General features: G+C 73.3%; 23 protein-coding genes. 13 read left to right on the plus strand and 10 right to left on the minus strand.

Going from position 1 to position 22,261, the window contains the following annotated elements:
• Positions 1 to 111 precede the first annotated feature (111 nt).
• The 5 genes from ABZ490_RS23225 to ABZ490_RS23245 are packed head-to-tail and all read left to right on the plus strand — an operon-like array spanning position 112 to position 4,307.
• Positions 112 to 1,455, plus strand: coding sequence for an enolase C-terminal domain-like protein (locus ABZ490_RS23225; protein ID WP_358992916.1), 1,344 nt, complete (start codon positions 112 to 114; stop codon positions 1,453 to 1,455).
• Positions 1,452 to 2,210: an SDR family oxidoreductase gene (locus ABZ490_RS23230; RefSeq protein WP_358992918.1), complete on the plus strand. Its 759-nt coding sequence runs from the start codon at positions 1,452 to 1,454 to the stop codon at positions 2,208 to 2,210. The genes ABZ490_RS23225 and ABZ490_RS23230 overlap by 4 nt, the downstream gene beginning before the upstream one ends.
• Positions 2,207 to 3,175 (plus strand): aldo/keto reductase, encoded by a 969-nt coding sequence (locus tag ABZ490_RS23235; RefSeq protein WP_358992920.1) that lies wholly within the window; start codon positions 2,207 to 2,209, stop codon positions 3,173 to 3,175. Before ABZ490_RS23230 ends, ABZ490_RS23235 begins: the two co-directional genes overlap by 4 nt.
• On the plus strand, positions 3,172 to 3,486 hold the full coding sequence (locus ABZ490_RS23240) for an L-rhamnose mutarotase (RefSeq protein ID WP_358992922.1): 315 nt from the start codon (positions 3,172 to 3,174) through the stop codon (positions 3,484 to 3,486). The genes ABZ490_RS23235 and ABZ490_RS23240 overlap by 4 nt, the downstream gene beginning before the upstream one ends.
• A complete protein-coding gene (locus ABZ490_RS23245; protein WP_358992924.1) occupies positions 3,483 to 4,307 on the plus strand; it encodes an amidohydrolase family protein in 825 nt (274 codons plus the stop codon). The genes ABZ490_RS23240 and ABZ490_RS23245 overlap by 4 nt, the downstream gene beginning before the upstream one ends.
• On the opposite strand, the gene ABZ490_RS23250 is transcribed toward ABZ490_RS23245, so the two are convergent.
• Positions 4,295 to 5,716 (minus strand): lipase maturation factor family protein, encoded by a 1,422-nt coding sequence (locus ABZ490_RS23250; RefSeq protein WP_358993079.1) that lies wholly within the window; start codon positions 5,714 to 5,716, stop codon positions 4,295 to 4,297. The two genes, ABZ490_RS23245 and ABZ490_RS23250, sit on opposite strands and share 13 nt — an antisense overlap.
• 127 nt (positions 5,717 to 5,843) lie before the next feature.
• On the opposite strand from ABZ490_RS23250, the gene ABZ490_RS23255 reads away from it, so the two are divergent.
• The 3 genes from ABZ490_RS23255 to ABZ490_RS23265 all read left to right on the plus strand — a co-directional run bounded on the left by ABZ490_RS23255 (position 5,844) and on the right by ABZ490_RS23265 (position 9,165).
• Positions 5,844 to 6,107: a hypothetical protein gene (locus ABZ490_RS23255; RefSeq protein WP_358992926.1), complete on the plus strand. Its 264-nt coding sequence runs from the start codon at positions 5,844 to 5,846 to the stop codon at positions 6,105 to 6,107.
• A 63-nt stretch (positions 6,108 to 6,170) separates the two neighbouring features.
• Entirely contained in the window at positions 6,171 to 8,279 is a 2,109-nt protein-coding gene (locus tag ABZ490_RS23260) for a SpoIIE family protein phosphatase (protein WP_358992928.1), read from the plus strand.
• A gap of 22 nt (positions 8,280 to 8,301) precedes the next feature.
• On the plus strand, positions 8,302 to 9,165 hold the full coding sequence (locus ABZ490_RS23265; protein WP_358992930.1) for a DNA-formamidopyrimidine glycosylase family protein: 864 nt from the start codon (positions 8,302 to 8,304) through the stop codon (positions 9,163 to 9,165).
• 359 nt (positions 9,166 to 9,524) lie between these two features.
• Here the strand turns inward: ABZ490_RS23265 and ABZ490_RS23270 are convergent, their stop codons facing one another.
• From ABZ490_RS23270 to ABZ490_RS23290, 5 genes are all read right to left on the minus strand, one after another.
• Positions 9,525 to 9,686 carry a hypothetical protein gene (locus tag ABZ490_RS23270; protein ID WP_358992932.1) on the minus strand — a complete coding sequence of 54 codons (162 nt, stop codon included), beginning with the start codon at positions 9,684 to 9,686 and terminating at the stop codon, positions 9,525 to 9,527.
• Between the two features lie 70 nt (positions 9,687 to 9,756).
• Positions 9,757 to 9,894 (minus strand): hypothetical protein, encoded by a 138-nt coding sequence (locus ABZ490_RS23275; RefSeq protein WP_358992934.1) that lies wholly within the window; start codon positions 9,892 to 9,894, stop codon positions 9,757 to 9,759.
• A gap of 148 nt (positions 9,895 to 10,042) precedes the next feature.
• Positions 10,043 to 10,702: a zf-HC2 domain-containing protein gene (locus ABZ490_RS23280; protein WP_358992936.1), complete on the minus strand. Its 660-nt coding sequence runs from the start codon at positions 10,700 to 10,702 to the stop codon at positions 10,043 to 10,045.
• 140 nt (positions 10,703 to 10,842) lie between these two features.
• Complete coding sequence (locus ABZ490_RS23285) at positions 10,843 to 11,358, minus strand: hypothetical protein (RefSeq protein ID WP_358992938.1); 516 nt, start codon at positions 11,356 to 11,358, stop codon at positions 10,843 to 10,845.
• A 157-nt stretch (positions 11,359 to 11,515) separates the two neighbouring features.
• On the minus strand, positions 11,516 to 12,064 hold the full coding sequence (locus tag ABZ490_RS23290; RefSeq protein WP_358992940.1) for a sigma-70 family RNA polymerase sigma factor: 549 nt from the start codon (positions 12,062 to 12,064) through the stop codon (positions 11,516 to 11,518).
• A gap of 215 nt (positions 12,065 to 12,279) precedes the next feature.
• On the opposite strand from ABZ490_RS23290, the gene ABZ490_RS23295 reads away from it, so the two are divergent.
• Positions 12,280 to 13,434 (plus strand): CapA family protein, encoded by a 1,155-nt coding sequence (locus ABZ490_RS23295; protein ID WP_358993081.1) that lies wholly within the window; start codon positions 12,280 to 12,282, stop codon positions 13,432 to 13,434.
• A 45-nt stretch (positions 13,435 to 13,479) separates the two neighbouring features.
• Here ABZ490_RS23295 and ABZ490_RS23300 read toward each other — a convergent pair whose 3' ends face one another.
• Entirely contained in the window at positions 13,480 to 13,956 is a 477-nt protein-coding gene (locus ABZ490_RS23300; protein WP_358993083.1) for a MarR family winged helix-turn-helix transcriptional regulator, read from the minus strand.
• 80 nt (positions 13,957 to 14,036) lie between these two features.
• Here ABZ490_RS23300 and ABZ490_RS23305 point away from each other — a divergent pair, with 80 nt between their 5' ends.
• Positions 14,037 to 14,852, plus strand: coding sequence for an alpha/beta hydrolase (locus ABZ490_RS23305; protein WP_358992942.1), 816 nt, complete (start codon positions 14,037 to 14,039; stop codon positions 14,850 to 14,852).
• Positions 14,853 to 14,862: 10 nt separating this feature from the next.
• On the opposite strand, the gene ABZ490_RS23310 is transcribed toward ABZ490_RS23305, so the two are convergent.
• Entirely contained in the window at positions 14,863 to 15,348 is a 486-nt protein-coding gene (locus tag ABZ490_RS23310; protein ID WP_358992944.1) for a universal stress protein, read from the minus strand.
• Positions 15,349 to 15,861: 513 nt separating this feature from the next.
• Between ABZ490_RS23310 and lysX the strand changes: the two genes are divergently transcribed.
• Positions 15,862 to 19,146, plus strand: coding sequence for a bifunctional lysylphosphatidylglycerol synthetase/lysine--tRNA ligase LysX (lysX, locus tag ABZ490_RS23315; RefSeq protein ID WP_358992946.1), 3,285 nt, complete (start codon positions 15,862 to 15,864; stop codon positions 19,144 to 19,146).
• Between the two features lie 76 nt (positions 19,147 to 19,222).
• Complete coding sequence (locus ABZ490_RS23320) at positions 19,223 to 20,062, plus strand: polysaccharide deacetylase family protein (RefSeq protein WP_358992948.1); 840 nt, start codon at positions 19,223 to 19,225, stop codon at positions 20,060 to 20,062.
• Between the two features lie 28 nt (positions 20,063 to 20,090).
• Here the strand turns inward: ABZ490_RS23320 and ABZ490_RS23325 are convergent, their stop codons facing one another.
• Entirely contained in the window at positions 20,091 to 20,762 is a 672-nt protein-coding gene (locus ABZ490_RS23325; RefSeq protein ID WP_358992950.1) for a class F sortase, read from the minus strand.
• A 334-nt stretch (positions 20,763 to 21,096) separates the two neighbouring features.
• Between ABZ490_RS23325 and ABZ490_RS23330 the strand changes: the two genes are divergently transcribed.
• Positions 21,097 to 21,612, plus strand: a complete 516-nt coding sequence (locus ABZ490_RS23330; protein WP_340374390.1) for a hypothetical protein — start codon at positions 21,097 to 21,099, stop codon at positions 21,610 to 21,612.
• A 62-nt stretch (positions 21,613 to 21,674) separates the two neighbouring features.
• Here ABZ490_RS23330 and ABZ490_RS23335 read toward each other — a convergent pair whose 3' ends face one another.
• Positions 21,675 to 22,205, minus strand: a complete 531-nt coding sequence (locus tag ABZ490_RS23335; protein ID WP_358992953.1) for a hypothetical protein — start codon at positions 22,203 to 22,205, stop codon at positions 21,675 to 21,677.
• Positions 22,206 to 22,261 lie beyond the last annotated feature (56 nt).

Consider the following 22,261-nt stretch of genomic DNA (forward strand, 5'->3'; position numbering starts at 1 on the left):
GCTGTCGCGGGATCGAAGTGGTCTGATAAATATGCGGCTGCCGCACTCCACGCGGCAACCGCCGTCGTACGCAGCACGTCAGCTGCGGCACGTCAGATGAGGAGCCGGCCGATGGCCCCGCCGACCACCGCCCGCGTCACCGCGGTCGAGACCCACGACATCCGCTTCCCCACCTCCCGCGAGCTCGACGGCTCCGACGCGATGAACCCGGACCCCGACTACTCGGCCGCCTACGTCGTGCTGCGCACGGACGCCGCCGACGGCCTCGAGGGCCACGGCTTCACCTTCACCATCGGCCGGGGGAACGAGGTGCAGGTCGCCGCCATCGACGCCCTGCGCGCCCACGTCGTCGGCCGGTCCGTCGACGCGCTCTGCGCCGACCCCGGCACGCTCAGCCGCGACCTGATCGGCGACAGCCAGCTCCGCTGGCTCGGCCCCGAGAAGGGCGTGATGCACATGGCGATCGGCGCGGTCGTCAACGCCGCCTGGGACCTCGCCGCCAAGCGCGCGGACAAGCCGCTGTGGCGGCTGCTCGCCGAGGCCGACCCCGCCTGGCTCGTGAGCCAGGTCGACTTCCGCTACCTCACCGACGCCCTCACCCCCGACGAGGCCCTCGCCCTGCTGGTGCGCGGCCGGGAGGGCGCCGCCGGGCGCACCGCGCACCTCATGGACCACGGCTACCCCGCCTACACCACCTCCGCCGGCTGGCTCGGCTACGACGACGAGAAGCTGACCCGGCTCGCCGTCGGGGCCGTCGCCGACGGCTTCCGGCAGATCAAACTGAAGGTCGGCGCGGACCTCGCCGACGACATACGGCGCTGCCGTGCCGCCCGCGCCGCCGTCGGCCCCGGCATCCGGCTCGCGATCGACGCCAACCAGCGCTGGGACGTCGACGAGGCGATCCGCTGGACCCGCGCCCTCGCCGAGTTCGACCCCTACTGGATCGAGGAGCCCACCAGCCCCGACGACATCCTGGGCCACGCCGCCGTCCGCCGGGCCGTCGCCCCGGTCAAGGTGGCCACCGGCGAACACGTCCAGAACCGCGTCGTCTTCAAACAGCTCCTCCAGGCCGGCGCCCTCGACATCCTCCAGCTCGACGCCGCCCGTGTCGGCGGCGTCAACGAGAACCTCGCGATCCTGCTGCTCGCCGCCAAGTTCGGCGTCCCGGTCTGCCCGCACGCCGGCGGCGTCGGCCTGTGCGAACTCGTCCAGCACCTGTCGATGTTCGACTACGCCGCCCTCACCGGCACCACCGAGGACCGCGTCATCGAGTACGTCGACCATCTGCACGACCACTTCCTCGACCCCGTGGTGCTGCGAGCGGGGCAATACACGGCGCCCACCGCGCCGGGCTTCTCGGCGGCCATGCGCCCCGAGTCGATCGAGCGCTACACCTACCCGGGCGGCACCTTCTGGGCCGCCGACCTCGCCGGACGGAAGGAGAACGAGGCGTGAGCGACTTCGCGGGGCTGAGGGCCCTGGTGACCGGTGGCGGGTCCGGCATCGGCCGGGCCACCGCCCTGCTGCTGGCCGAGCGCGGCGCCCGGGTCGCCGTTCTCGACCTGGACCCCTCCGGCGTCGAGAAGCCGGTCCTCGGGTACCGCGCCGACGTCACCGACGACACCTCCGTCCGGGAGGCGGTCGCGGCGGCCGTCGCCGACCTCGGCGGCCTGGACGTCCTGGTCAACAACGCGGGCATCGGCGCCCAGGGCACCGTCGAGGACAACGACGACGCCACCTGGCACCGCGTGCTCGACGTCAACGTGGTCGGCATGGTCCGGGTGGCCCGCGCCGCCCTGCCCCACCTCCGGCGGTCGGCACACGCCGCGATCGTCAACACCTGCTCCATCGCCGCCACCGCGGGCCTGCCCCAACGGGCGCTCTACAGCGCGACCAAGGGGGCCGTCCTCTCGCTCACCCTCGCCATGGCCGCCGACCACGTCCGCGAGGGCGTCCGGGTCAACTGCGTCAACCCCGGCACCGCCGACACCCCGTGGGTCGGCCGGCTGCTGGACGCGGCCGACGACCCGGCCGCCGAACGCGCCGCCCTGGAGGCCCGCCAGCCCACCGGCCGCCTCGTCAGCGCCGCCGAGGTCGCCGGGGCCATCGCCTACCTGGCGAGCCCCCTCTCCGGCGCCACCACCGGCACCGCCCTCGCCGTGGACGGCGGCATGCAGGGCCTGCGCCTGCGCCCGGCGGCGACCCGGTGACCGCCCTCGGCCGCAGCCCCGTCCAGGTCACCGGCCTGGCCCTGGGCACCGCACCCCTCGCCAACCTCTTCACCGAGGTCACCGACGAACAGGCCCACGACACCGTCGCCGCCGCCTGGCGCCACGGCGTGCGCTACTTCGACACCGCGCCGCACTACGGACTGGGCCTGGCCGAACGCCGCCTCGGCGCCGCCCTGCGCGACCACCCACGCGCGGCGTACACCGTCTCGACCAAGGTGGGACGTCTCCTGGAACCCTCCGCGGACGGCGGCGACGACCTCGCCGACGGCTTCGCCGTGCCCGCCACCCACCGCCGCGTCTGGGACTTCAGCGCCGACGGCGTACGGCGCTCCCTGGACGCCTCCCTCGAACGCCTCGGCCTCGACCGCGTCGACGTCGTCTATCTGCACGACCCCGACGACCACGCCGAACAGGCCTTCCGCGAGGGCTACCCCGCCCTGGAGAAGCTGCGCTCCGAGGGCGTGGTCGGGGCCATCGGCGCGGGCATGAACCAGGCCGAGATGCTCACCCGGTTCGTCCGCGACACCGACGTCGACGTGGTGCTCTGCGCGGGCCGCCACACCCTGCTCGACCAGCGGGCCGCCGCCGAGCTGCTGCCGGCGGCCGTCGAACGGGGCGTGTCCGTCGTCATCGGCGGCGCCTTCAACTCCGGGCTGCTCGCCGACCCCGGCCCCTCCGCCACGTACAACTACGCACCCGCCCCGCCCGAACTGCTCGACAGGGCCCTGCGGATGAAGGCGGTGGCCGGCCGGCACGGCATCACGCTGCGTGCCGCCGCCCTGGCCTTCTGCGCGGCCCATCCGGCGGTCGCGAGCGTCCTGGTCGGCGCCCGCTCGGCGGCGGAGGCCGACGACTGCGCGGAACAGTTCGCCACCCCCGTCCCCGACGCGTTCTGGCAGGAGCTGCGGGACACCGGACTGCTGCCGCCCGAGGAGCCCTCATGAGGATCGCCCTGCACACCAAGGTCCGCGCCGACCGGATCGACGCCTACGAGGCCGCCCACCGCGAGGTGCCCGAGGAGCTGACCGACGCCATCCGGGCCGCCGGAGCCTCCTCCTGGACCATCTGGCGCAGCGGCACCGACCTCTTCCACGTCCTGGAGTGCGAGGACTACGCCCGGCTCCTCGCCGAGCTGGAGAAACTGCCCGTCAACGTGGCCTGGCAGGCCCGGATGGCCGACCTCCTCGACGTGGTCCACGACTACTCCGACGGGGGCGCCGACGCCGGCCTGCCCGTCGTATGGGAGCTGCCGTGACCGTGGACGCCCACCACCACGTGTGGGACCTGTCCGTACGGGACCAGGACTGGATCGAGGCGGGCAGCCCGCTCCGCCGCGACTTCACCCTCGCCGACCTGGAACCCGGGGCCCGCGCGGCCGGCGTCGACCGCACGGTCCTCGTCCAGACCGTCACCGTCGCCGAGGAGACCCCCGAGTTCCTCGCGCTCGCCGCCGCGCACGAGCTGATCGCGGGCGTCGTCGGCTGGACCGACCTCACCCGCCCGGACACCGCCGACGCACTCGCCCGGCTGCGCGCACTCCCCGGCGGCCGGTACCTCAAGGGCGTCCGCCATCAGGTCCAGGGCGAGTCCGACCCCGGCTGGCTGCTGCGCCCCGACGTCCGGCGGGGCCTGGCCGCCGTGGCGGCGGCCGGCCTGGTCTACGACCTCGTCGTCCTCCCGCACCAGCTCCCCGCGTGCACCGAGGCCGCCGCCGCCCTGCCGCAGCTCACCTTCGTCCTCGACCACCTCGGCAAACCCCCCGTCGCCTCCGGCGCCCTGGAACCCTGGGCCTCCGACGTGCGCGCCCTGGCCGCCCTCCCCAACACCGTCTGCAAGCTCTCCGGCCTGCTCACCGAGGCCGACCCCGCCCACCGGAGCGCGGACGACCTGCGCCCGTACGCCGACACCGTCCTCGACGCCTTCGGCCCGGACCGCCTGATGTTCGGCTCGGACTGGCCGGTCTGCACGCTCGCGGCCCCGTACGAGGACGTCGTCGCCCGCACGGCACAGCTGGTGAGCCCGTCCGAACACGGGCAGCTCCTCGAGAGCACCGCCGTCCGCGTCTACGGCCTGTGAGCCGCCGTCGTCAGCCGGGTCGGGGGGAGGTACTCCCGTACGTAGGCCCGGTCCCAGCACGCGCCCGTCTCCCGGAGTTCCCGCCAGGTGGTGTACCGGTAGCGGAAGAGCCGGGCGCGGACGTACCGCGGCGGCTCGCCCGGCGGGAACGGCGAGCGGCGCAGCAGTCTCAGCGTGTCGCGGTCCTCCGCCAGCAGCCGTTCCACCAGAGCGCCGAACCACGGTCCGGCGTACGCCGGGGAGAGCGCCGCGAACCACATCAGCCAGTCCAGCCGCAGATGGTAGGGGGCGAACGGGCGCGGCCAGTACCGGGGATCGCCCGGCTTGCCCTTGAACTCGTACTCCCGCCACTCCGAGTCCTCGCGGGGTACGTCGTCCCGGGTGCCCTCGACCACCACCTCGTAGCGGATCCGGCTCACGCTGCCGAACGCGCCGTAGGTGTTGACCAGGTGCAGCGGATCGAACGAGCGGTTCATCACCTGGCGGCGGGAGAGCATGTTGACCACCGGGCGGTGGCTCAGGAAGACGATCAGCGCCGCCGCGGCGAGGACCACCGCCTCGTACCAGAGCGGTGGGCCGGCGAGCCGCCGGTGGTCCGTGGGCAGGTCCAGCGCGGGCACGGCCAGTACCACCGTGATCCAGTTCAGCCAGGCGAAGTTCCCGGACAGGATCAGCCACAGCTGGGTCAGGATCATCAGCGCCGCGGCCGCCGTGGCCACCGGCCGCGGCGCGAACAGCAGGAACGGCACCACGAGTTGGGTGACATGGTTGGCGGCCGCCTCCACCCGGTGCAGCGGCCTCGGCAGATGATGGAAGAACCAGCTCAGCGGGCCGGGCATCGGCTGGGTCTCGTGGTGGTGGTAGAGACAGGTGAGCTGCCGCCAGCAGGCGTCGCCCCGCATCTTGATCAGCCCCGCCCCGAACTCCACCCGGAACAGCAGCCAGCGCACCAGGAAGAGCACCACGACCGGCGGGTCCACCTCGTCGTTGCCGAGGAACACCGCGAGGAAGCCGGTCTCCAGCAGCAGCGACTCCCAGCCGAAGGAGTACCAGGTCTGGCCGACGTTCACGATCGACAGATACAGCGCCCACGGCACCAGCCACAGCAGCATCCCCGCCCACAGCGGGAGCAGCCCGTCGACCCCCGCCAGCAGCGCCGCCGCCACCGCGCACCCCGCCCAGGCGCAGCCCGCGAACAGCCGGTCGGAGTAACGCCACTGGAACAGGCTCGGCGCCGCCCGGAACGGCACCCGTTCGACGTAACGGGGGACCGGCAGCATCCCGCGCTCGCCCAGCAGCGCACGGAACTGCAGGGCCGCCGTCAGGAACGCCACCAGATACACACCGGCCAGCGCCCGCTGGAACAGCAGCCGGCTCAGCCAGTAGTCGGGCGCGGTGAACCAGTCCACGGTGGTGCGCTCCTTCGCGTTCGTTCCGGCCATCGTGACGGGGTGTGATCCGTCCCTCCGTTTGCGTCACCCACGTGAGTGAAGCAGACAATGAGGGCGAACGATCCGGATCCTTCGGGAGGCAGAGGTGCGAGTACCCGTTGCGACCATGACCGCCTGCGCCCTGGCGGCGGTGCTCCTCGTGGCCGGCCGCAGTGGCGCGGAGGAGAACGGCACCCCACCGGAGACCGGGGCCGTCCTCCCGGCGACCGAGGACCAGGGCCTCTCCGAGGACCTCGGTCCCGAGACCGTCCCCGAGATCCCCGACCTCCCCGACGGCGGCGGGCTGGTCCCGGACGGGCCCGACGAGTCCGACACCACCGAGCTGGTCGACGGCGTCGCCCTGAACTGACCGGGCCGCCCGGCCCGCCCCTCCCCGGTCGAAGAATCGGACGAATCCTGGCAAGGTGGCCCCATGGTTGATCGGGGAGCGAGCGCCCTGTCACTCCCGGACGACTGGCCGGCCCACCCGGATCCGATCCTGGCGCTCAACCGTATGGGCAGCTTCGACTGGGACCTGGACTCGGGCCTGTTCCACATGGACGTCCGGGCCCACGAGATCTTCGATCTGCGGCCCGACGAATACGACGACGACCCCGCCTCCCTCGCGGTCCGGGTCCCCCCGAACGAGGCCATCCGGCTGGACGAGCTGGTCTCCCAGGCCATCAAGGACGGCAGCGAGAACTACGGCGCCTACTTCCGGATGCGGCTGCGCGACGGCACCCTGCGCTGGACCCACACCCAGGGCTACATCCGCCGCGACGGCACCGGCCGCCCCCGCCGGATCGTGGGGATCGTCCGCGACGCCACCGACGAGCTGAGCGACCTCGCCGCCCGCGAGGAGGCGGCCGGACTCGACGACGCCCGCCGCGAGCAGACCAACGTCGTCCAGCTCACCACGGCCGCCCTCGCCCACGCCCGGACCGTGCAGGACGTCATCGACGTCCTCAAGGACACCCAGGGCCTCACCCACCTCGGCGCCACCAGCCTCGTCATGGGCCTGGTCGAGGCCGGGCGGATCCGGCTGGTCGCCGAGGGCCCCGAGGGCAGCTTCGTCCCCGGCACCCTGGTCACCCGGATCGACGAGCCGTACCCGATGAGCGAGGTCGTGCGCACCCTCACCCCCCGCTTCATCGAGTCGGCGGACGAGTTCGCGGCCGGCTACCCCGTGCTGTGGCCGCACATCACCGACCTGCGGATCACCTCGGCGGCCTATCTCCCGCTGATCGTCCAGGCCCGCCCGATCGGCGCCATGGGCCTGCTCTACAGCAACCGCGAGGGCTTCACCCAGGAGGAGCGCAACATCCTCGTCGCCCTCGGCAGCAGCATCGCCCAGAGCCTCCAGCGCGCGATGTTCTACGAGCAGGAGAAGGACATCGCCCAGGGCCTCCAGCAGGCCATGCTGCCCCGCACCATCCCCAGCGTGCCCGGCGCCGACGTCGCCGTCCGCTACCGGGCCGCCACCATCGGCGGCACCCAGGGCCGGGACATCGGCGGCGACTGGTACGACCTGATCCCGCTGCCCGGGGGCACCCCCTTCGGCGGGGGCCGGGTCGGCGCCGTCATCGGCGACGTCCAGGGCCACGACACGCACGCCGCCGCCGTCATGGGCCAGCTCCGCATCGTTCTCAAGGCCTACGCCGCCGAGGGCCACACCCCGGCCACCGTCATGGCCCGCGCCTCCGTCTTCCTGCACGAACTCGACACCGACCGCTTCGCCACCTGCCTGTACGCCGAGGCCGACCTGTCCACCGGAGTCGTCCAGCTGGTGCGCGCCGGGCACATCGACCCGCTGCTGCGCGCCGCCGACGGCACCTGCCGGCGCGTGCACGTCCCCGGAGGGCTGCCGCTCGGGCTGTCCGCCGAGTTCGGCAGCCTCGAATACCCGGTCGGCACCATCGAGCTCGACCCCGGCCACACCCTGCTGCTGTGCACCGACGGCCTGGTCGAACAGCCCGGGACCGACCTCGACGACGGCATGCGGGGCCTCGCCGCCCTCGTCGCCGCCGGCCCCGACGACGTCCGCAGACTCGCCGACCAGCTCATCGACGTCGCCGAGGAGCGCGGCGGGGACGACGACGTGGCGCTGCTCCTGCTGCGTCGGCGCGGACTCGACACCCCGCAGACCGGCGGCCGGCTCCAGCAGCACGTCGCGCCCGGCGACCCCGAGGCCCTCACCGCCGCCCGGCACATGATCCGGGCCGCCGTGCGCGCCTGGGGCGCCCGGGACCGCGCCGACGACGTCGAACTCGTCGCCGACGAACTGATCACCAACGCCCTCATGCACACCGAGGGCGCCGCGATCGTCACCCTGCGGGTCCTCAGCGGCGGCGGCGACCGGCGGCTGCGCGTCGAGGTCGAGGACTCCTCCAGCGCCCTGCCGCGCCGCCGCGAGGCCGGCGAGAACGGGGTCTCCGGACGCGGGCTGCTCCTGGTGGACCTGCTGGCCGACGTGTGGGGCGTCGAGGCGCGTGGCGGCGGCAAGTGCGTGTGGTGCGAGTTCGCGGTGCGCGAGCGCGACTGACCTCCCGTGGCACCCTGGACCCATGCCGGAACTTCCCGAGGTCGAAGCGCTGAAGGACTTCCTGAAGGAGCACGTCGTCGGCCATGAGATCGTGCGCGTCCTGCCGGTCGCCATCAGCGTCCTGAAGACGTACGACCCTCCCGTCACCGCCGTCGAGGGGCACGAGGTCACCGCCGTGCACCGGTACGGCAAGTTCCTCGGCCTGGAGACGGACGCCGGCCTCCAGCTCGTCACCCATCTCGCCCGGGCCGGCTGGCTGCACTGGAAGGACCGCCTCCCCGACGGCCCGCCCAAGCCCGGCAAGGGCCCCCTCGCCCTGCGGGTCGCCCTGGAGACGGGCGAGGGCTTCGACCTCACCGAGGCCGGCACCCAGAAGCGGCTCGCGGTGTACGTCGTCCACGACCCGCAGGAGGTCCCCGGAGTCGCCCGGCTGGGCCCCGACCCGCTCGCCGCCGACTTCGACGAACCCCGCCTCGCCGGGCTCCTCACGGGTGAACGCCGGCAGCTCAAGGGCGCGTTGCTTGACCAGAGCCTGCTCGCGGGCGTCGGCAACGCCTACAGCGACGAGATCCTGCACGCGGCGCGGATGTCCCCGTTCAAACTCGCCGCCTCCCTGACCCCGCCGGAGATCCACACCCTGTACGAGGCCCTGCGCACCACCCTCACCGAGGCGGTCGAGCGGTCGCGGGGGCTGGCCGCCGGGCGGCTGAAGGCCGAGAAGAAGAGCGGGCTGCGGGTCCACGGCCGGACGGGCGAGGCCTGTCCGGTGTGCGGCGACACCATCCGCGAGGTCTCCTTCAGCGACTCCTCGCTCCAGTACTGCCCCACCTGCCAGACCGGCGGCAAGCCGCTCGCCGACCGGCGGATGTCACGGCTGCTGAAGTGACCATCGGCCGGCTCACCGGATGCTGTTGGTGATCGGGTACGCGATCGCCATGACCACGCCCACGACCAGCGCCGGTACGGCGAGCAGCCGCGCCGTCCGGACCACGGAGGTCGTGGTGCTCGCCACCGCCGCCGTGACCAGCGAGACGACGAGTGACGTCGTGCAGCGCCTGTACGGCCGTCTTCGCCTTGGACACGGCCCGCGCCGCGGTGCCCACCGACGCGACGGCGCCGGCTGTGGGCGAGGTACATGTCGCCCTGCATGGTGCGGGCTCTGCTGCCGGACATGGTCGAAGACGTACGCGTACAGCTCGTCCAGGGACACCTCGCCGTCCGCGTCGAGGTCGGCGTCCCCGGTGGTCAGGCCGCCCAGCCCCGTCCGCCGCCGAGCTTCTCCCCGGCGAACGACTCCAGCACATGGACGTCCCCCGCGGCCCGCACCGAGGACGAACCCCGGGAGAACGCGCCGCCGTAGCAGCAGTCCAGGAACAGCACGGTCCGCTTGGCCCGGGTGCGGAACATGCAGTGCCGGACGGGCCGCGAAATACAGGGATCCGGAATCGCTTTTCAGGCCGTGGCACGAGAGGTGGCATCAGCGTGTCCTCGCGCCCGCTCTCGGAAAAGAAACGCTCGATGCCGCGCCGGATGGCGTCCACCCCCGCAATTGTCCGAGGCCCTCGTCGTCGTAGCGGTCGTTGGCGATGATCAGCGCATGCCGGGTGGTGGTCATGGCTCACGCCTCGATGCTCCGATCGTGGTGATGTCCACGGCGCGGGCGCCCGGCGGGAGCGCCTCCTCGCCGGTCACCGGCGCAGGCACTGTCCGGGGACGAGGTTGAATTCGACACTGAAGTGACCTGAACTCACTTCGGGCCGGACTCAGCCGGTGGGCAGCGTGACCAGGTGCTCGCCCTCGGCGGTGCGCAGCTCGTAGCGGGCGACCTCCTCGGGGTGGTAGGCGGTGCCGCCCTTCATGGTGTTGGGCCGGGCGTCGTGCAGCGGAACGTTCCAGCTCGTGACGGTCTGCTCGGAGCCGTCGTGGCCGACGGCGATCAGCCGGCAGTCCCGGGGGCCCGCGCCGTCCTTCACCTTGAGCTCGATGTCGCTGCCCCAGGCCTCGTCCTCGATGGTGACCTGCGCCCACACGCCCGACTTCTCGTCGGTGGCCGTGACCCGTACCGCGTCCTCGGCGTCGTCACCGCCGCCCGCCATCATCGCGACCGCGGGACCGACGAGCGCGATCACCACGGAGGCCGCCAGGGCGAACATGACCCGCCGGCGGGCGGCCCGGTGCCGGACCGCCACCTCGGCGAGCAGCTTGTCCAGCATCCGCGGTCCGGGGCCGGCGAACGGGTGGACGGTGCGCGGGGTGGCCCGCCGGTAGAGCATCATCTGCCGAGCGGTGGGGCCGAACTCGGTGACCTGTGCCGCGCATTGAGGACACTCCATGAGGTGGTCCTCGAAGCGGAAGGCCTCCGCCTCGTCCAGCACGCCGAGCGCGTACGCGCCGACGTCGCGATGCCTCTCCAGGGACCTCATGCCGAAACCTCGTGCCGTTGAGTGCCAGTGGGGTTACTCCTTGCTCCCACCGGTACGGACCAGCCACACGAATCACTCAGGCGCGTACCGAATCGTGACCCAGATGTTCGGAGCGGTCGGGCTCGCGGATTGGTCGGATTCTAAAAAAGATGGATCGCGAGGTGTCCGAGGGGCAGTCCGAGCTGCCACGCGGGCGTCCAGACCTTGGGTCCCTCGTCCTCACCGATCCCCGGAGTGCCGCCCGGGACCGCGTTGAGGTCGGGGGCGAGCAGCTCGGTCTCCTCCAGCCAGCGCCAGGCGGCCTCGGCCAGTTCGAGATCGGGCGAGGGGCCGTCCGACTGCTTCGCCTCGGCCCTCAGTTGGGACATACGTTCGTCGACCCACTCCTGCCACGGCTGGTCGTACGCCGTGAGCGAAAGCCAGGTCTCGAGTTGGGTCACGACCCGGATGCCGGGGAGTTCGCCGTCGGTGTCGGACAGGAAGATGGTGAGCGCCAGGGCGTCGCGCCCGGCGCGGAACTCGAAGGACGTCGGCGGCATGAGATCGCCGGTCCGCAGCAGTTCGTCGGCGATGTACTCGGCGTACAACCAGGCCATGGGGACGGTGAGTTCGCCGCCGCCGGCGCCGTCCGTGCTCTGATGACCTCTGTGCAGCATCCCTTCCTGCCTTCCTCCGGTGCGTGCGCGCAGCCCGTCGCCGGGCCCCTGGAGTCCGGTGGCCGGCCCCCAGACCGGAACACGGATAAGGACACCCGATTACTCAACCGGGGTCCTCGGCAAGGCGCTTTGCGAAGGCTTGACTCGACCGTTGGTTTCAGCCCAGGTCGGGCGCGTATCCCGGAAGCACCCGGCGCAGGGCGCGCAGCGCGTAGTACGCGCGGGACTTCACGGTACCGGCAGGGATGCCGAGGGCCTCGGCGGCCTCCGCCACACTGGCCCCCTGGAAGTACACGAGCACCAGGACTTCACGGTGCTCGGGAGTGAGTGTCTTCACAGCCTCGCGCACGTCGAGGGCCGCGGCGGCCCGTTCGGCGTGGTCGCCACAGATCTGCGCGTTCTCCAGCACCGCGTCCCCGACCTCCGGGGGCCGCGCCTGCCGGGCCCGCCGCGCGTCGATCGCGAGCCGCCGGCCGACGGTGAGCAGCCAGGGCCGTGCGGAGTCGAACGCGTCGGTGCGCAGGGCCTCGGGATGCTGCCAGGCGCGGACGAGGGTCTCCTGGACGAGGTCCTCGGCGCGCTGGCGGTCGCCGTCGCAGAGCCGCAGCAGCAGCGCGAAGAGCGGCCGGCCGTGTTCCCGCTGGAGCGCGGCGAGTTCATGTTCGGCGGTCGTCTTCGTGGCGGCGAGGGCGGTTCCGGCGGTCATGGGCGTATGGCACCGCAAGGCACCGGTTCGGGACAGGCCGCGGACACGGCTCTGCGGCGGACGGTCGATCGCGTCGACGAACGGTTCGACGAACGGTCGGGGGCTACGCCGATCGGGCGGCCCGTAGGGAGCGGCGGAGCGGTCCGTCCGAGGGCATGCGCTAGGAGTGGGGCGTGCGTAAATATGACAATCCATCAGAAATGGGGTGACCCATGATCGTCGCACGCAGGCACGCGGTGGCCCTGGCCGTGACCGCCCTCCTCGCCGCCGGCGCCGCATGCCAGGCCCAGGAGCGCGAGAGCCGGCAGCCTCAGCGGCCCGGGCCGCCGGCCGCCTCCGCCGCCCGCGGCTTCACCCTGGTGGCCTCCGGCGACATCCTGCCGCACAGCTCGGTCATCGAACGCGCCCAGTTCGACGCGGGCGGCACCGGTTACGACTTCCGCCCCATGCTCGCGGACATCGCACCCGTCGTCTCCCGGGCCGGGCTGGCCCTGTGTCACATGGACACCGTGTACGGCGCGAACGGCCTCTACGGCGGCGCCCCCGCCTTCAGGTCCCCGCCCGAGATCGCCCAGGCCCTCGCCGCCACCGGCTACGACGGCTGCTCCACCGCCTCCGGCCACAGCCTCGACGACGGTGCCGCCGGAGTACAGCGCACCCTGGACGCCCTCGACGGCGCCGGCGTACGGCACACGGGTACCGCCCGCTCCCAGGCCGAGGCCGACGCGCTCCCGCTGCTGCACGCCGGCTCCGCCGAGGTCGCCCACCTCTCCTACACCTACGGCACGGACTTCCCGGTGCCCGCGGAGCAGCCCTGGAGCGTCGACCTCGCCGACGAGCACCGCATCCTCGCCGACGCCCGGGCCGCCCGGAAGGCGGGCGCCGACGTGGTCGTCGTCTCCGTGGACGGGGGCACGGAATGGCAGGACGCCCCGGACGAGCGCCAGCTCGCCCTGGCCCGCGCCCTCACCGCCTCCCGTACGGGGGGCCGCCCCGACATCGACCTCGTCCTCGGCACCCACGCCCATGTCCCGCAGGCGTACGAGAAGGTCAACGGCACCTGGGTCGTGTACGGCCTGGGCGACCAGATCGCCGGTGAGATGTTCAACGGCCAGGGCGTCGAGGACCCGCGCGGCAACGAGTCCACCGTCGCCCGCTTCACCTTCGCCCCGCCCGCGAAGCCCGGCGGCCGCTGGGAGGTGGCCAGGGCGGAGTTCCTACCACAGATGTTCGACGTCGACGCGGGCCGGGTGGTGGACCTCGGCAAGGCGCTCGCCCAGGGCGCCGGCGTCCAGGGCGTGCGCGACCGGATCCGGGACGTCGTCCTCAGCCGGGGCGCGGCCAAGGACGGGCTGGTGATGGGGGAGTAGGGGGAGCCGCCCGCCGAGGCGGAGCGCCCGCCGGGGCGGCCGGGGTCAGTCCTCGACGTCGACGTGGTCGAAGGTCTTCAGCATCTCCCGCAGCACCCGCACGCAGGCCCGTACCTCGGCCTCGGTGAGGTCCCCGCCGACCTGGCGGTTCAGCATGTGCTCGCGGCCGAGGACGAGGGTGACGAGCCGGTGGCCCTCCTCGGTGAGCCGGATCAGGGACGAGCGCTGGTGCGCGGGGTTCGGGACGCTCTCCACCCACCCCCGCTCCGCCGCGTCGTTGACCGTGCGCTGGACGAACTGCCGGCTGAGCGCCATGACGCGGGCCATCTGCGGGACGGTCAGGTCCCCTTTCCGGCGCAGCAGGTCCAGCACCGAGCGCACCCCCACGGACGCCCCCTCCACCGCCTCGCCCTGCTCCACCTTGCGCAGGGCGCGCCGGTAGAGCGGTCCCACGAGGTCGAAGACCTCGGTGAGGCGGTGGCCGAGTTCGTCGGGCGGGAGCGGGGCGTCGTTCACCCCCACATCATGCACGCACGCTCATTCCGCACGGCGACATGACAACCAGGTTGTCAAAGTCTTGAGAAGATGACACCTTGGTTGTCATGACTGCTGCTGCGGAAATGAAGTTCTTCACCTCCTCCGACGGCGACCTCGCCTACCGCGAGGCGGGCTCCGGGGACCCCGTCGTCCTCCTCCACTCCGGATTCGTCGACCACCACGTCTTCGACGACCACATCCCGGCGCTCGCCGAGACCCACCGGGTGATCGCCGCCGACATCCGCGGGCACGGCGCCTCCGCCAACGCGAGCAGGCCGTTCCGCTGGACCGACGACCTCGCCGAGCTGCTGGACCACCTCGACGCGGGCCCCGCGGTGCTGGTCGGCGTCTCGATGGGCGGTCTCGTCGTCAGCGACACCCTGCTGGAGCACCCGGAACTGGTCCGGGCGGCCGTCGTCTGCGGCGCCTCCACCGGTGAGTTCCAGGACTCCGACCCCTGGCACCGGGGGATCCAGGCCGAGACCGCCCGCACCCTCGCGGCCGGGGACCTCGAAGGCTGGCTGAAGGCGTTCCTCCGCTATGTGCCCGGTCCGCACCGCACGCTCGACGACATCGACCCGGACATCCCGCGCCGGCTGCGCGAGATGGCCCTGGGCACCCTCGCGAAGCACACGCCCGGCGAGCGGGACCGGCTGGTGCGGGTGACCGACACCTGGCCCCGCCTCCCGAAGGTCGACGTACCGGTGCTCACCCTGAACGGTGCCCTCGACACCCCCGACGTGATCGCCGCGGCACGGCGGCTGGCCGACTCCGTGCAGCACGGGCGCGCCGAACTCATCGACGGCACGGGCCACTACCTGAACATGGAGAAGCCGGCGGAGTTCACCGCGGCGATCAGGACCTTCCTGAAGTCCCTCTGAGCCGGACCGCCTACGGCACCACCGTCACCGGCCACCGCCCGGCCTTCACCAGCCGCACCGCGACCGAGCCCACGATCCGGTGCCCCGCCTGCTCGGAGGCGCCCACCACCACCGCGTCGGCCTTCAGCTCGTCCGCGGCCCGCACCAGACCCGTGTACGGATCGCCGTGGAAGGTGTGGAACTCCCAGCGCACGTCGAATATCCCGCGCACGCGTTCGGTGGACTCCCGGATCTGCGCGACCAGGTCCTCGGCGATCTGCCCGGTCGTCTCCGCGACCGGCACCCCGAAGGCCGCACCCGCCGCCATCACCGGCTGCACGTACACCACGGCGAGCAGCGCGTGCTGGCGGCGGGCCAGACCGCCCGCGTAGGCCGCGGCCCGCAGGGAGGAGTCCGAGCCGTCGACCCCCACCACGATCACCTTCGGGCCGTCCGTGCCCCGCTCGAACCGCTGCGAGGGCTCCCGCGAAGGCTGCTGCGCATGCTGTTCCGTCACGGCCCGAGGCTATCGGAAGCCACCGGAACCCCCGGCCCCGCCCACCGCCCGGCTCCCCCCGCTGCCCGGTCCCGCCCGCTGCCCGGCTCCGCCCACTGCTCGGCCCGCCTTCCGCCCGCTCGACGGGCGGCTCCGCCCGCTGCCCGGCTCCGCCCGCTGCCCGGTCCCGCCCACCGCCCGGTCCCGCCCACCGCCCGGCTCCGCCCGCTGCCCGGCTCCGCCGGCTGCTCGGCTCCGCCCACCGCCCGCCCGCTGCCCGGTCCCGCCCACTGCTCGGCTCCGCCCACCGCCCGGTCCCGCCCACTGCTCGGCCCGCCTTCCGCCCGCTCGACGGGCGGCCCCGCCCACTGCTCGGCCCCGCCCACTGCTCGGCCCCGCCCGCTGCCCGGTCCCGCCCATCGCCCGGCTCCGCCCACAGTCCGGCTCCGCCCACTGCTCGGCTCCGCCCACCGCTTGGCCCGCGCTCCGCCCGCTCGACGGGCGGCTCCGCCCGGGTCTTCCTACAGTCGGTACATGAGTGCCACCGTGGACAGCGCCACGGCCAAGGACTCCGCGGGCCCGATACGACGGCCCGCGGACCGCTTCCTCGGCCGGGTGCCCGAAGGCTTCGCGACCTTCTTCGGCGCCCTCGCCCTGCTCTGCCTGCTGCTGGCCCTCGTCCCCCCGCTGCGCCGTCTGCTGCGCCCGGTCGTCCGCTTCCTGGACCTGGTGATCGTCCCGGTCAGCGCCAACCTCGCCTACGCGGTCTTCCTCCTCCTCCTCGCCGCCGCCACCGCCGCCCGCAAGAAGATCGCCTGGTGGCTGGTCGTCGTCTACCTGGGCCTGGTCGTCCTCACCGACGTCCTCGGCGTCGCCGTCGGCCTGTACGCCGCGTCCCTGCCCTCCCTCGTCGTCTGCGCCCTCGCCCTGGCCCTGCTGGTCGTGGCCCGCCGCGAGTTCTACGCCGCCTCCCGCCACGGCGCGGTCCGCCGCGCCCTCGCCGTCCTCGCCGCCGGACTGGTCCTCGCGATCCTCGTCGGCTGGGGCCTGGTCGTGCTCTTCCCGGGCACCCTGCCGGAGGGCCAGCGCCTCGGCTGGGCCGCCAACCGGGTCCTCGGCGGCCTGGTCTCCACCCGCTCCTTCGACGGCCGGCCCCCGCACGCCCTGTACTTCCTCCTCGGCCTCTTCGGCGCCCTCGCCCTCCTCAACGCCGCCGCCGCCCTCTTCCGCTCCCAGCGCCTCGAAGCCGCCCTGCACGGCGACGACGAACCCCGCGTCCGCGCCCTCCTGCACACCTACGGCGGTCAGGACTCCCTCGGCTACTTCGCCACCCGGCGCGACAAGGCCGTCGTCTTCTCCCCGAGCGGCAAGGCCGCCGTCACCTACCGCGTCGAGGCCGGGGTCTGCCTCGCCAGCGGCGACCCCGTGGGCGACCGCGAGGCCTGGCCGCACGCCATCGCCGCATGGCTGGAGACCGCCCGGCTGCACGCCTGGGCGCCCGCCGTCATGGGCGCCTCCGAGGAGGGCGCCAAGGCCTACGCCCGGGCCGGCCTCGGCGCCCTGCAACTCGGCGACGAGGCGATCCTGCACGTCCCCGGCTTCGACCTCGCCGGCCGGGACATGCGGGTCACCCGCCAGGCCGCCAACCGGGTCCGCCGCACCGGCGCCGTCTGCCGCATCCGCCGCCACGCCGACCTCACCGACCAGGAGATGGAGGAGGTCGTCGACCGGGCCGACGCCTGGCGCGACACCGAGACCGAACGCGGCTTCTCGATGGCCCTGGACCGCCTCGGCGACCCCGCCGACGGCGACTGCCTCCTCGTCGAGGCGCAGAGCGAGGACGGACGCCTCCTCGCCCTCCTCTCCTTCGTCCCCTGGGGCGCCGAGGGCATCTCCCTGGACCTCATGCGCCGCGACCGCGCGGCACCCAACGGCGTCATGGAGTTCATGGTCGCCGACCTGTGCGCCGCCGCCCCGAAGCTCGGCGTGCACCGGATCTCCCTCAACTTCGCCGTCTTCCGCTCCGCCTTCGAGGAGGGCGCCCGCATCGGCGCCGGACCGGTCCTGCGGCTCTGGCGCCGGCTGCTGCTGTTCTTCTCCCGCTGGTGGCAGCTGGAGGCCCTCTACCGCTCCAACGCCAAGTACCACCCCGAGTGGTACCCCCGCTTCCTCTGCTACGGCGACGCCGGCTCCCTCGCCCGGGTCGGCCTCGCCTCCGGCATCGCCGAGGGCTTCGTCTCCGTACCCTCGCTGCGCACCCTCTGGGGCCGGCGGCGCCCGAGGAGCGGGCCCCGGCCCACCGCCACCGAAGGCCCGCCGCCCCCGGCGGCGCTCGGCCTCGACGGAGGGGACGAGGCCGGGGGCCCCGGTCCGGACGCGGACCTGCCCGAACAGGTCCGCGTCCGGCACCACACCCTCGACCGGCTGCGCGCCGCCGGCACCGACCCCTACCCGGTGGGCCTCCCGCCCCGCACCCACACCCTCGCCGGGATCCCCGCCACCGGGACCGTCACCGTCGCGGGCCGCATCATGCGGGTCCGCGACTTCGGCGGCATCGTCTTCGTGACCCTGCGCGACTGGTCCGGCGACCACCAGCTCGCCCTCACCCGCTCCGCAGGCGGCCTGGACCGCTTCCGCGCCGACACGGACCTCGGCGACCACATCCTCGTCACCGGCCGGGCGGGCACCAGCGACCGGGGCGAGGCGACCGTCTTCGTCACCTCCTGGCAGCTGACCGCCAAATGCCTGCGCCCGCTGCCCGACAAACGCCGCGGCCTCACCGACCCCGAGACCAGGGTCCGCATGCGCCACCTCGACCTCATCGCCTCCCCGGGCGCCCGCGACGTCGTCCGCGCCCGCTCCACCGCCGTCCAGGCCCTGCGCGGGGGACTGCTGGACCGCGGCTACCTCGAGGTCGAGACCCCGATGCTCCAGCGGATCCACGGCGGCGCCAACGCCCGCCCCTTCACCACCCACATCAACGCCTACGACCTCGACCTCTATCTGCGCATCGCCCCCGAGCTCTATCTGAAGCGGCTCTGCGTCGGCGGCCTGGAGAAGGTCTTCGAACTGGGCCGCACCTTCCGCAACGAGGGCGTCTCGCCCAAGCACAACCCCGAGTTCACCATGCTGGAGGCCTACCAGGCCTACGCCGACTACGACGTGATGCTCGACCTGGCCCGCGACCTGATCCAGGGCGCCGCGCGCGCCGTCCACGGCACGCCCGTCGTGCACCGGGACGGCGAGCGCCACGACATCTCCGGAACCTGGCCCGTGCGCACGGTCCACGGCGCGATCTCCGAGGCCCTCGGCGAGGAGATCGACGCCGGCACCCCGCTGGCCCTCCTGCAGCGCCACTGCGACCGCGCGGGCGTTCCCTACACCCCGGACGACGGCCCCGGCGACATCGTCCTGGAGATGTACGAACGCCTCGTCGAGGAACGCACCCGCCTCCCCACCTTCTACAAGGACTTCCCCACGGACGTCTCCCCGCTCACCCGGCAGCACCGCACCGACCCCCGCCTCGCCGAACGCTGGGACCTGGTCGCCTTCGGCACCGAACTGGGCACCGCCTACTCCGAACTGACCGACCCCGTCGAACAGCGCCGCCGGCTCACCGCCCAGTCCCTGCTCGCGGCGGGCGGCGACCCCGAGGCGATGGAACTCGACGAGGACTTCCTCGACGCCCTCGACCACGCCATGCCCCCCACCGGCGGCCTGGGCATCGGCGTCGACCGGCTCGTCATGTTCCTCACCGGCCTGACGATCCGCGAGACGCTCCCCTTCCCGCTGGTGCGCCACCGCAACGCCCGGGACTGACCGGCGCTTGCGCCGGAGGGTGGAATCGTGTGACCGGTGCGGTGCGCGGGGGGCCGGACGGGCGACTGATGACTGCATGAAGAAGGATCAGTTGTTCACCCGGCGCCGGATCCTGCTCGTCGGCGCCACCGCCGCGGCCGGGGCGGCCGGAGCCGCCGGACTGCTCGCCAGCGGGGACGACGAACCGGCCGACGGTGCCGCGGGCCCGGCCGCCGGCGCCCCGGGCCGCTCCGCGATGAAGGCCTCCGCCTACCGCCTCCAGCCCCTCACCGGCTACGGCCCCCCGCGCGCCGCCCCCGACCGGGTCCCGGTCCGCAGCGAACCACTGATGAGCCTCACCGGGCGCGGCCGCAGCATGGTGCTGTCCTTCGACGACGGCCCCGACCCCCGCTACACGCCGCAGATCCTCGACACCCTGGCCCGCTACGACGTCCGCGCGATGTTCTTCGTGTGCGGGGAGATGGCCGTCGACCACCAGGACCTGCTGGCCCGGATGGCCGACGAGGGCCATGTCGTGGGCAACCACACCTGGTCCCACCCCCTGCTCACCACCCTCTCCCGCCGCAAGATCCGCTCCGAGATGACGCGCACCAGCGACGTCATCGAGACCGGCTACGGAGAGCGCCCCCGCTGGTTCCGCGCCCCCTACGGCGCCTGGAACCGCGCCGCCTTCCAACTGGGCTCCGAACTCGGCATGGAACCCCTCGCCTGGACCGTCGACACCCTCGACTGGACCACCCCCGGCACCCGCAGCATCGTCGACCGGGTCGAGGAGGGCGCCGCCCCCGGGGTCGTGATCCTCTCGCACGACGCCGGCGGCGACCGCTCCCAGAGCGTCAAGGCCCTGCGCACCTATCTGCCCCGGCTGCTGGACTCCGGCTACCAGATCACCGTCCCCCGGCGGCAGCACGGCTGAACCGGGCCGCCCGCCCGGCCGGGACCGCTCAGCGGACCTCGACCAGGCGGGCGAAGGCGACGACGTTCCCGTCGTACCCGTTCGCCTTCGAGAAGCCGCCCCCGCAGGTGATGACCCGCAGTTCGGGGGCGCCCTTGGAGGCGTAGACACGGTCGCCGGGGAAGTTGTTCTTCGCGAAGACCTCGATGCCGTAGATCTCGAAGACCGCCGTCTTCCCGTCCTGGCGTGCCACCTCGACGCGATTCCCCTTCTTCAGGGCGCCCAGTCCGTAGAAGACGGCCGGGCCCAGCTTGTTGTCGACATGGCCGACCACGACCGCCGTCCCCTTCTCCCCGGGCGACACGCCCCCGGTGAACCAGCCCGCCAGATTGGGGTCCTCCGGTGGCGGCGCCCCCACCCAGCCGTCCGCGTCCAGTCCCACCGGCATCACCGGGGCGTTCACCGAGATGGCGGGGATCATCACCCGGTCCGGCTGGGCGAACGGCAGCGCGGCCGGGGCCCGGCCGAAGGCGCCGGCGGAGCTGCGGCTGTCCGGCGCCGCCGCCGCGGCGGGCTGCGGCGGGCCGATGTCGAACTCCCCGGAACCGTTGCGGATGAGCGCGAGACCGGTCAGCAGCACCAGCGCTATCACTCCCCAGGGGGCACGCTTGCGCTGCCGTTCCTCCTCTTCCGCCCGCTCGGACAGGTCGTAACCGGACATGCGGCAATCCCCTTTCGACACGGCCGTCGCCGCGTCCCTTTCGCGCATATCAGAACGCTAAGTCCGGTACCGGGAACCGGCGACGGCTCACGGGCGAACGGGTGGCCGGCGCGTCGATCGGTGCGCCATCCGAGTCGCCGCCCGAAGGATTTTTCTGACGGTCCGTGACCTGCGGTGATGGTGATCACGCGCGCGTCCCCCGGCGTGTCCGCTCACCAGGACGGACCATTCCCGAAATGCGGGCGCGTGCACGGCATCTGAGGGTCGTTCCGGGAGGCGTTCTCTCGCCGACAGACCGGGGACGGGACCCGGGGCGCCTTCCGCGGAGGATCACATGCGCACCACAAGTCTTCGGAGAGTCTCGACGGCCTCGGCGGTCTCGGCCGCCGCGGTCGCCGCCCTGGGCCTCGCCGCCCCCGTGGCCGTCGCGCGCGACGGCATGAACGTCAGCCCGAGCAACATCGTCGTGCAGCCCAGCGTGATCGCCCGGGGCGGCCAGATCACGGTGACCGTCGACGGCTGCCCGCAGGGCGGCACCATGACCTCGGACGCCTTCGGGACGGCCACCCTCACCGCGATCAGCGGCACCAACCAGAGCGCCCGGGGCACCGCCACCATCAGCAACAACGCCCGCCCCGGCAGCTACGACCTCACCGTGACCTGCTCCGGCCGCACCCTGGTCAGCCCGCGCGCCTTCACCGTGCTCGGCGGTGTCCGCGGCGGACTCGGCGGCAGCAGCTCCACCGGCGCCACGCCCACCGACATCGCCATCGGCGGCGGGCTGGTCGCCGCCGCGGTGGCCGGTGGCGGGCTGTTCTGGATGCGCCGCCGGGCCGAGCGCCGGATCTGAGGCACGCCCACCCGCCGCGGCGCACAGGGTCCCTGACGGCACCGCCCACCCGGGCGGTGCCGTCAGACCGTGTCCGCGCCCCTGCGCCGACGGGCGAGGTGGTACGCCGTCCCGACCGAGCCCGCGATCAGCGCGGCCCCCAGCCCGATCTGCTTCAGGTCGAACCCGGCGACGGTGCCGCCCTCGCCGGCCTGCACGCCGTGGGGGAGCGGGAAGGGCGTCGGAAGGGGCCCGTGACCGGCGGCGATGGTCAGCTCCTTGACGGCGCTGAGACCGCCGCAGGTGAACGTCACCCGGTACACCGCCCCGGGCTTGGCGTCCCGGTCGACCAGCGTCACCGCCGACGAGGACCCCCGGGGGACGGTGACCGCGTCGAACACGCCCGAGGTGACCGTCACCGAGCCCTTGCAGCCGCTGACCTCACGGTCCACCAGCAGCGTGACCTGGCCGCCCGCCGCGACGGTGGAGGGCAGCACCCGGTATCCCTCGGACATGACGTAGTGGCCGTCGTCGCTCGCGACGGCCACCGGGGCGGTGAGGGTCAGGGCGGTGATGCCCAGCAGGGCGGCCGAGACGACGCGTATCGCGGGCATGGTGGTTCCTCCGGTCTTCGAGGAGCCGCGGCGGACCTGTTCCGCTCGTGCCGTGA

Origin of the sequence: Streptomyces sp. NPDC005811 (assembly GCF_040630405.1) — a bacterium.
Lineage (GTDB): Bacteria > Actinomycetota > Actinomycetes > Streptomycetales > Streptomycetaceae > Streptomyces.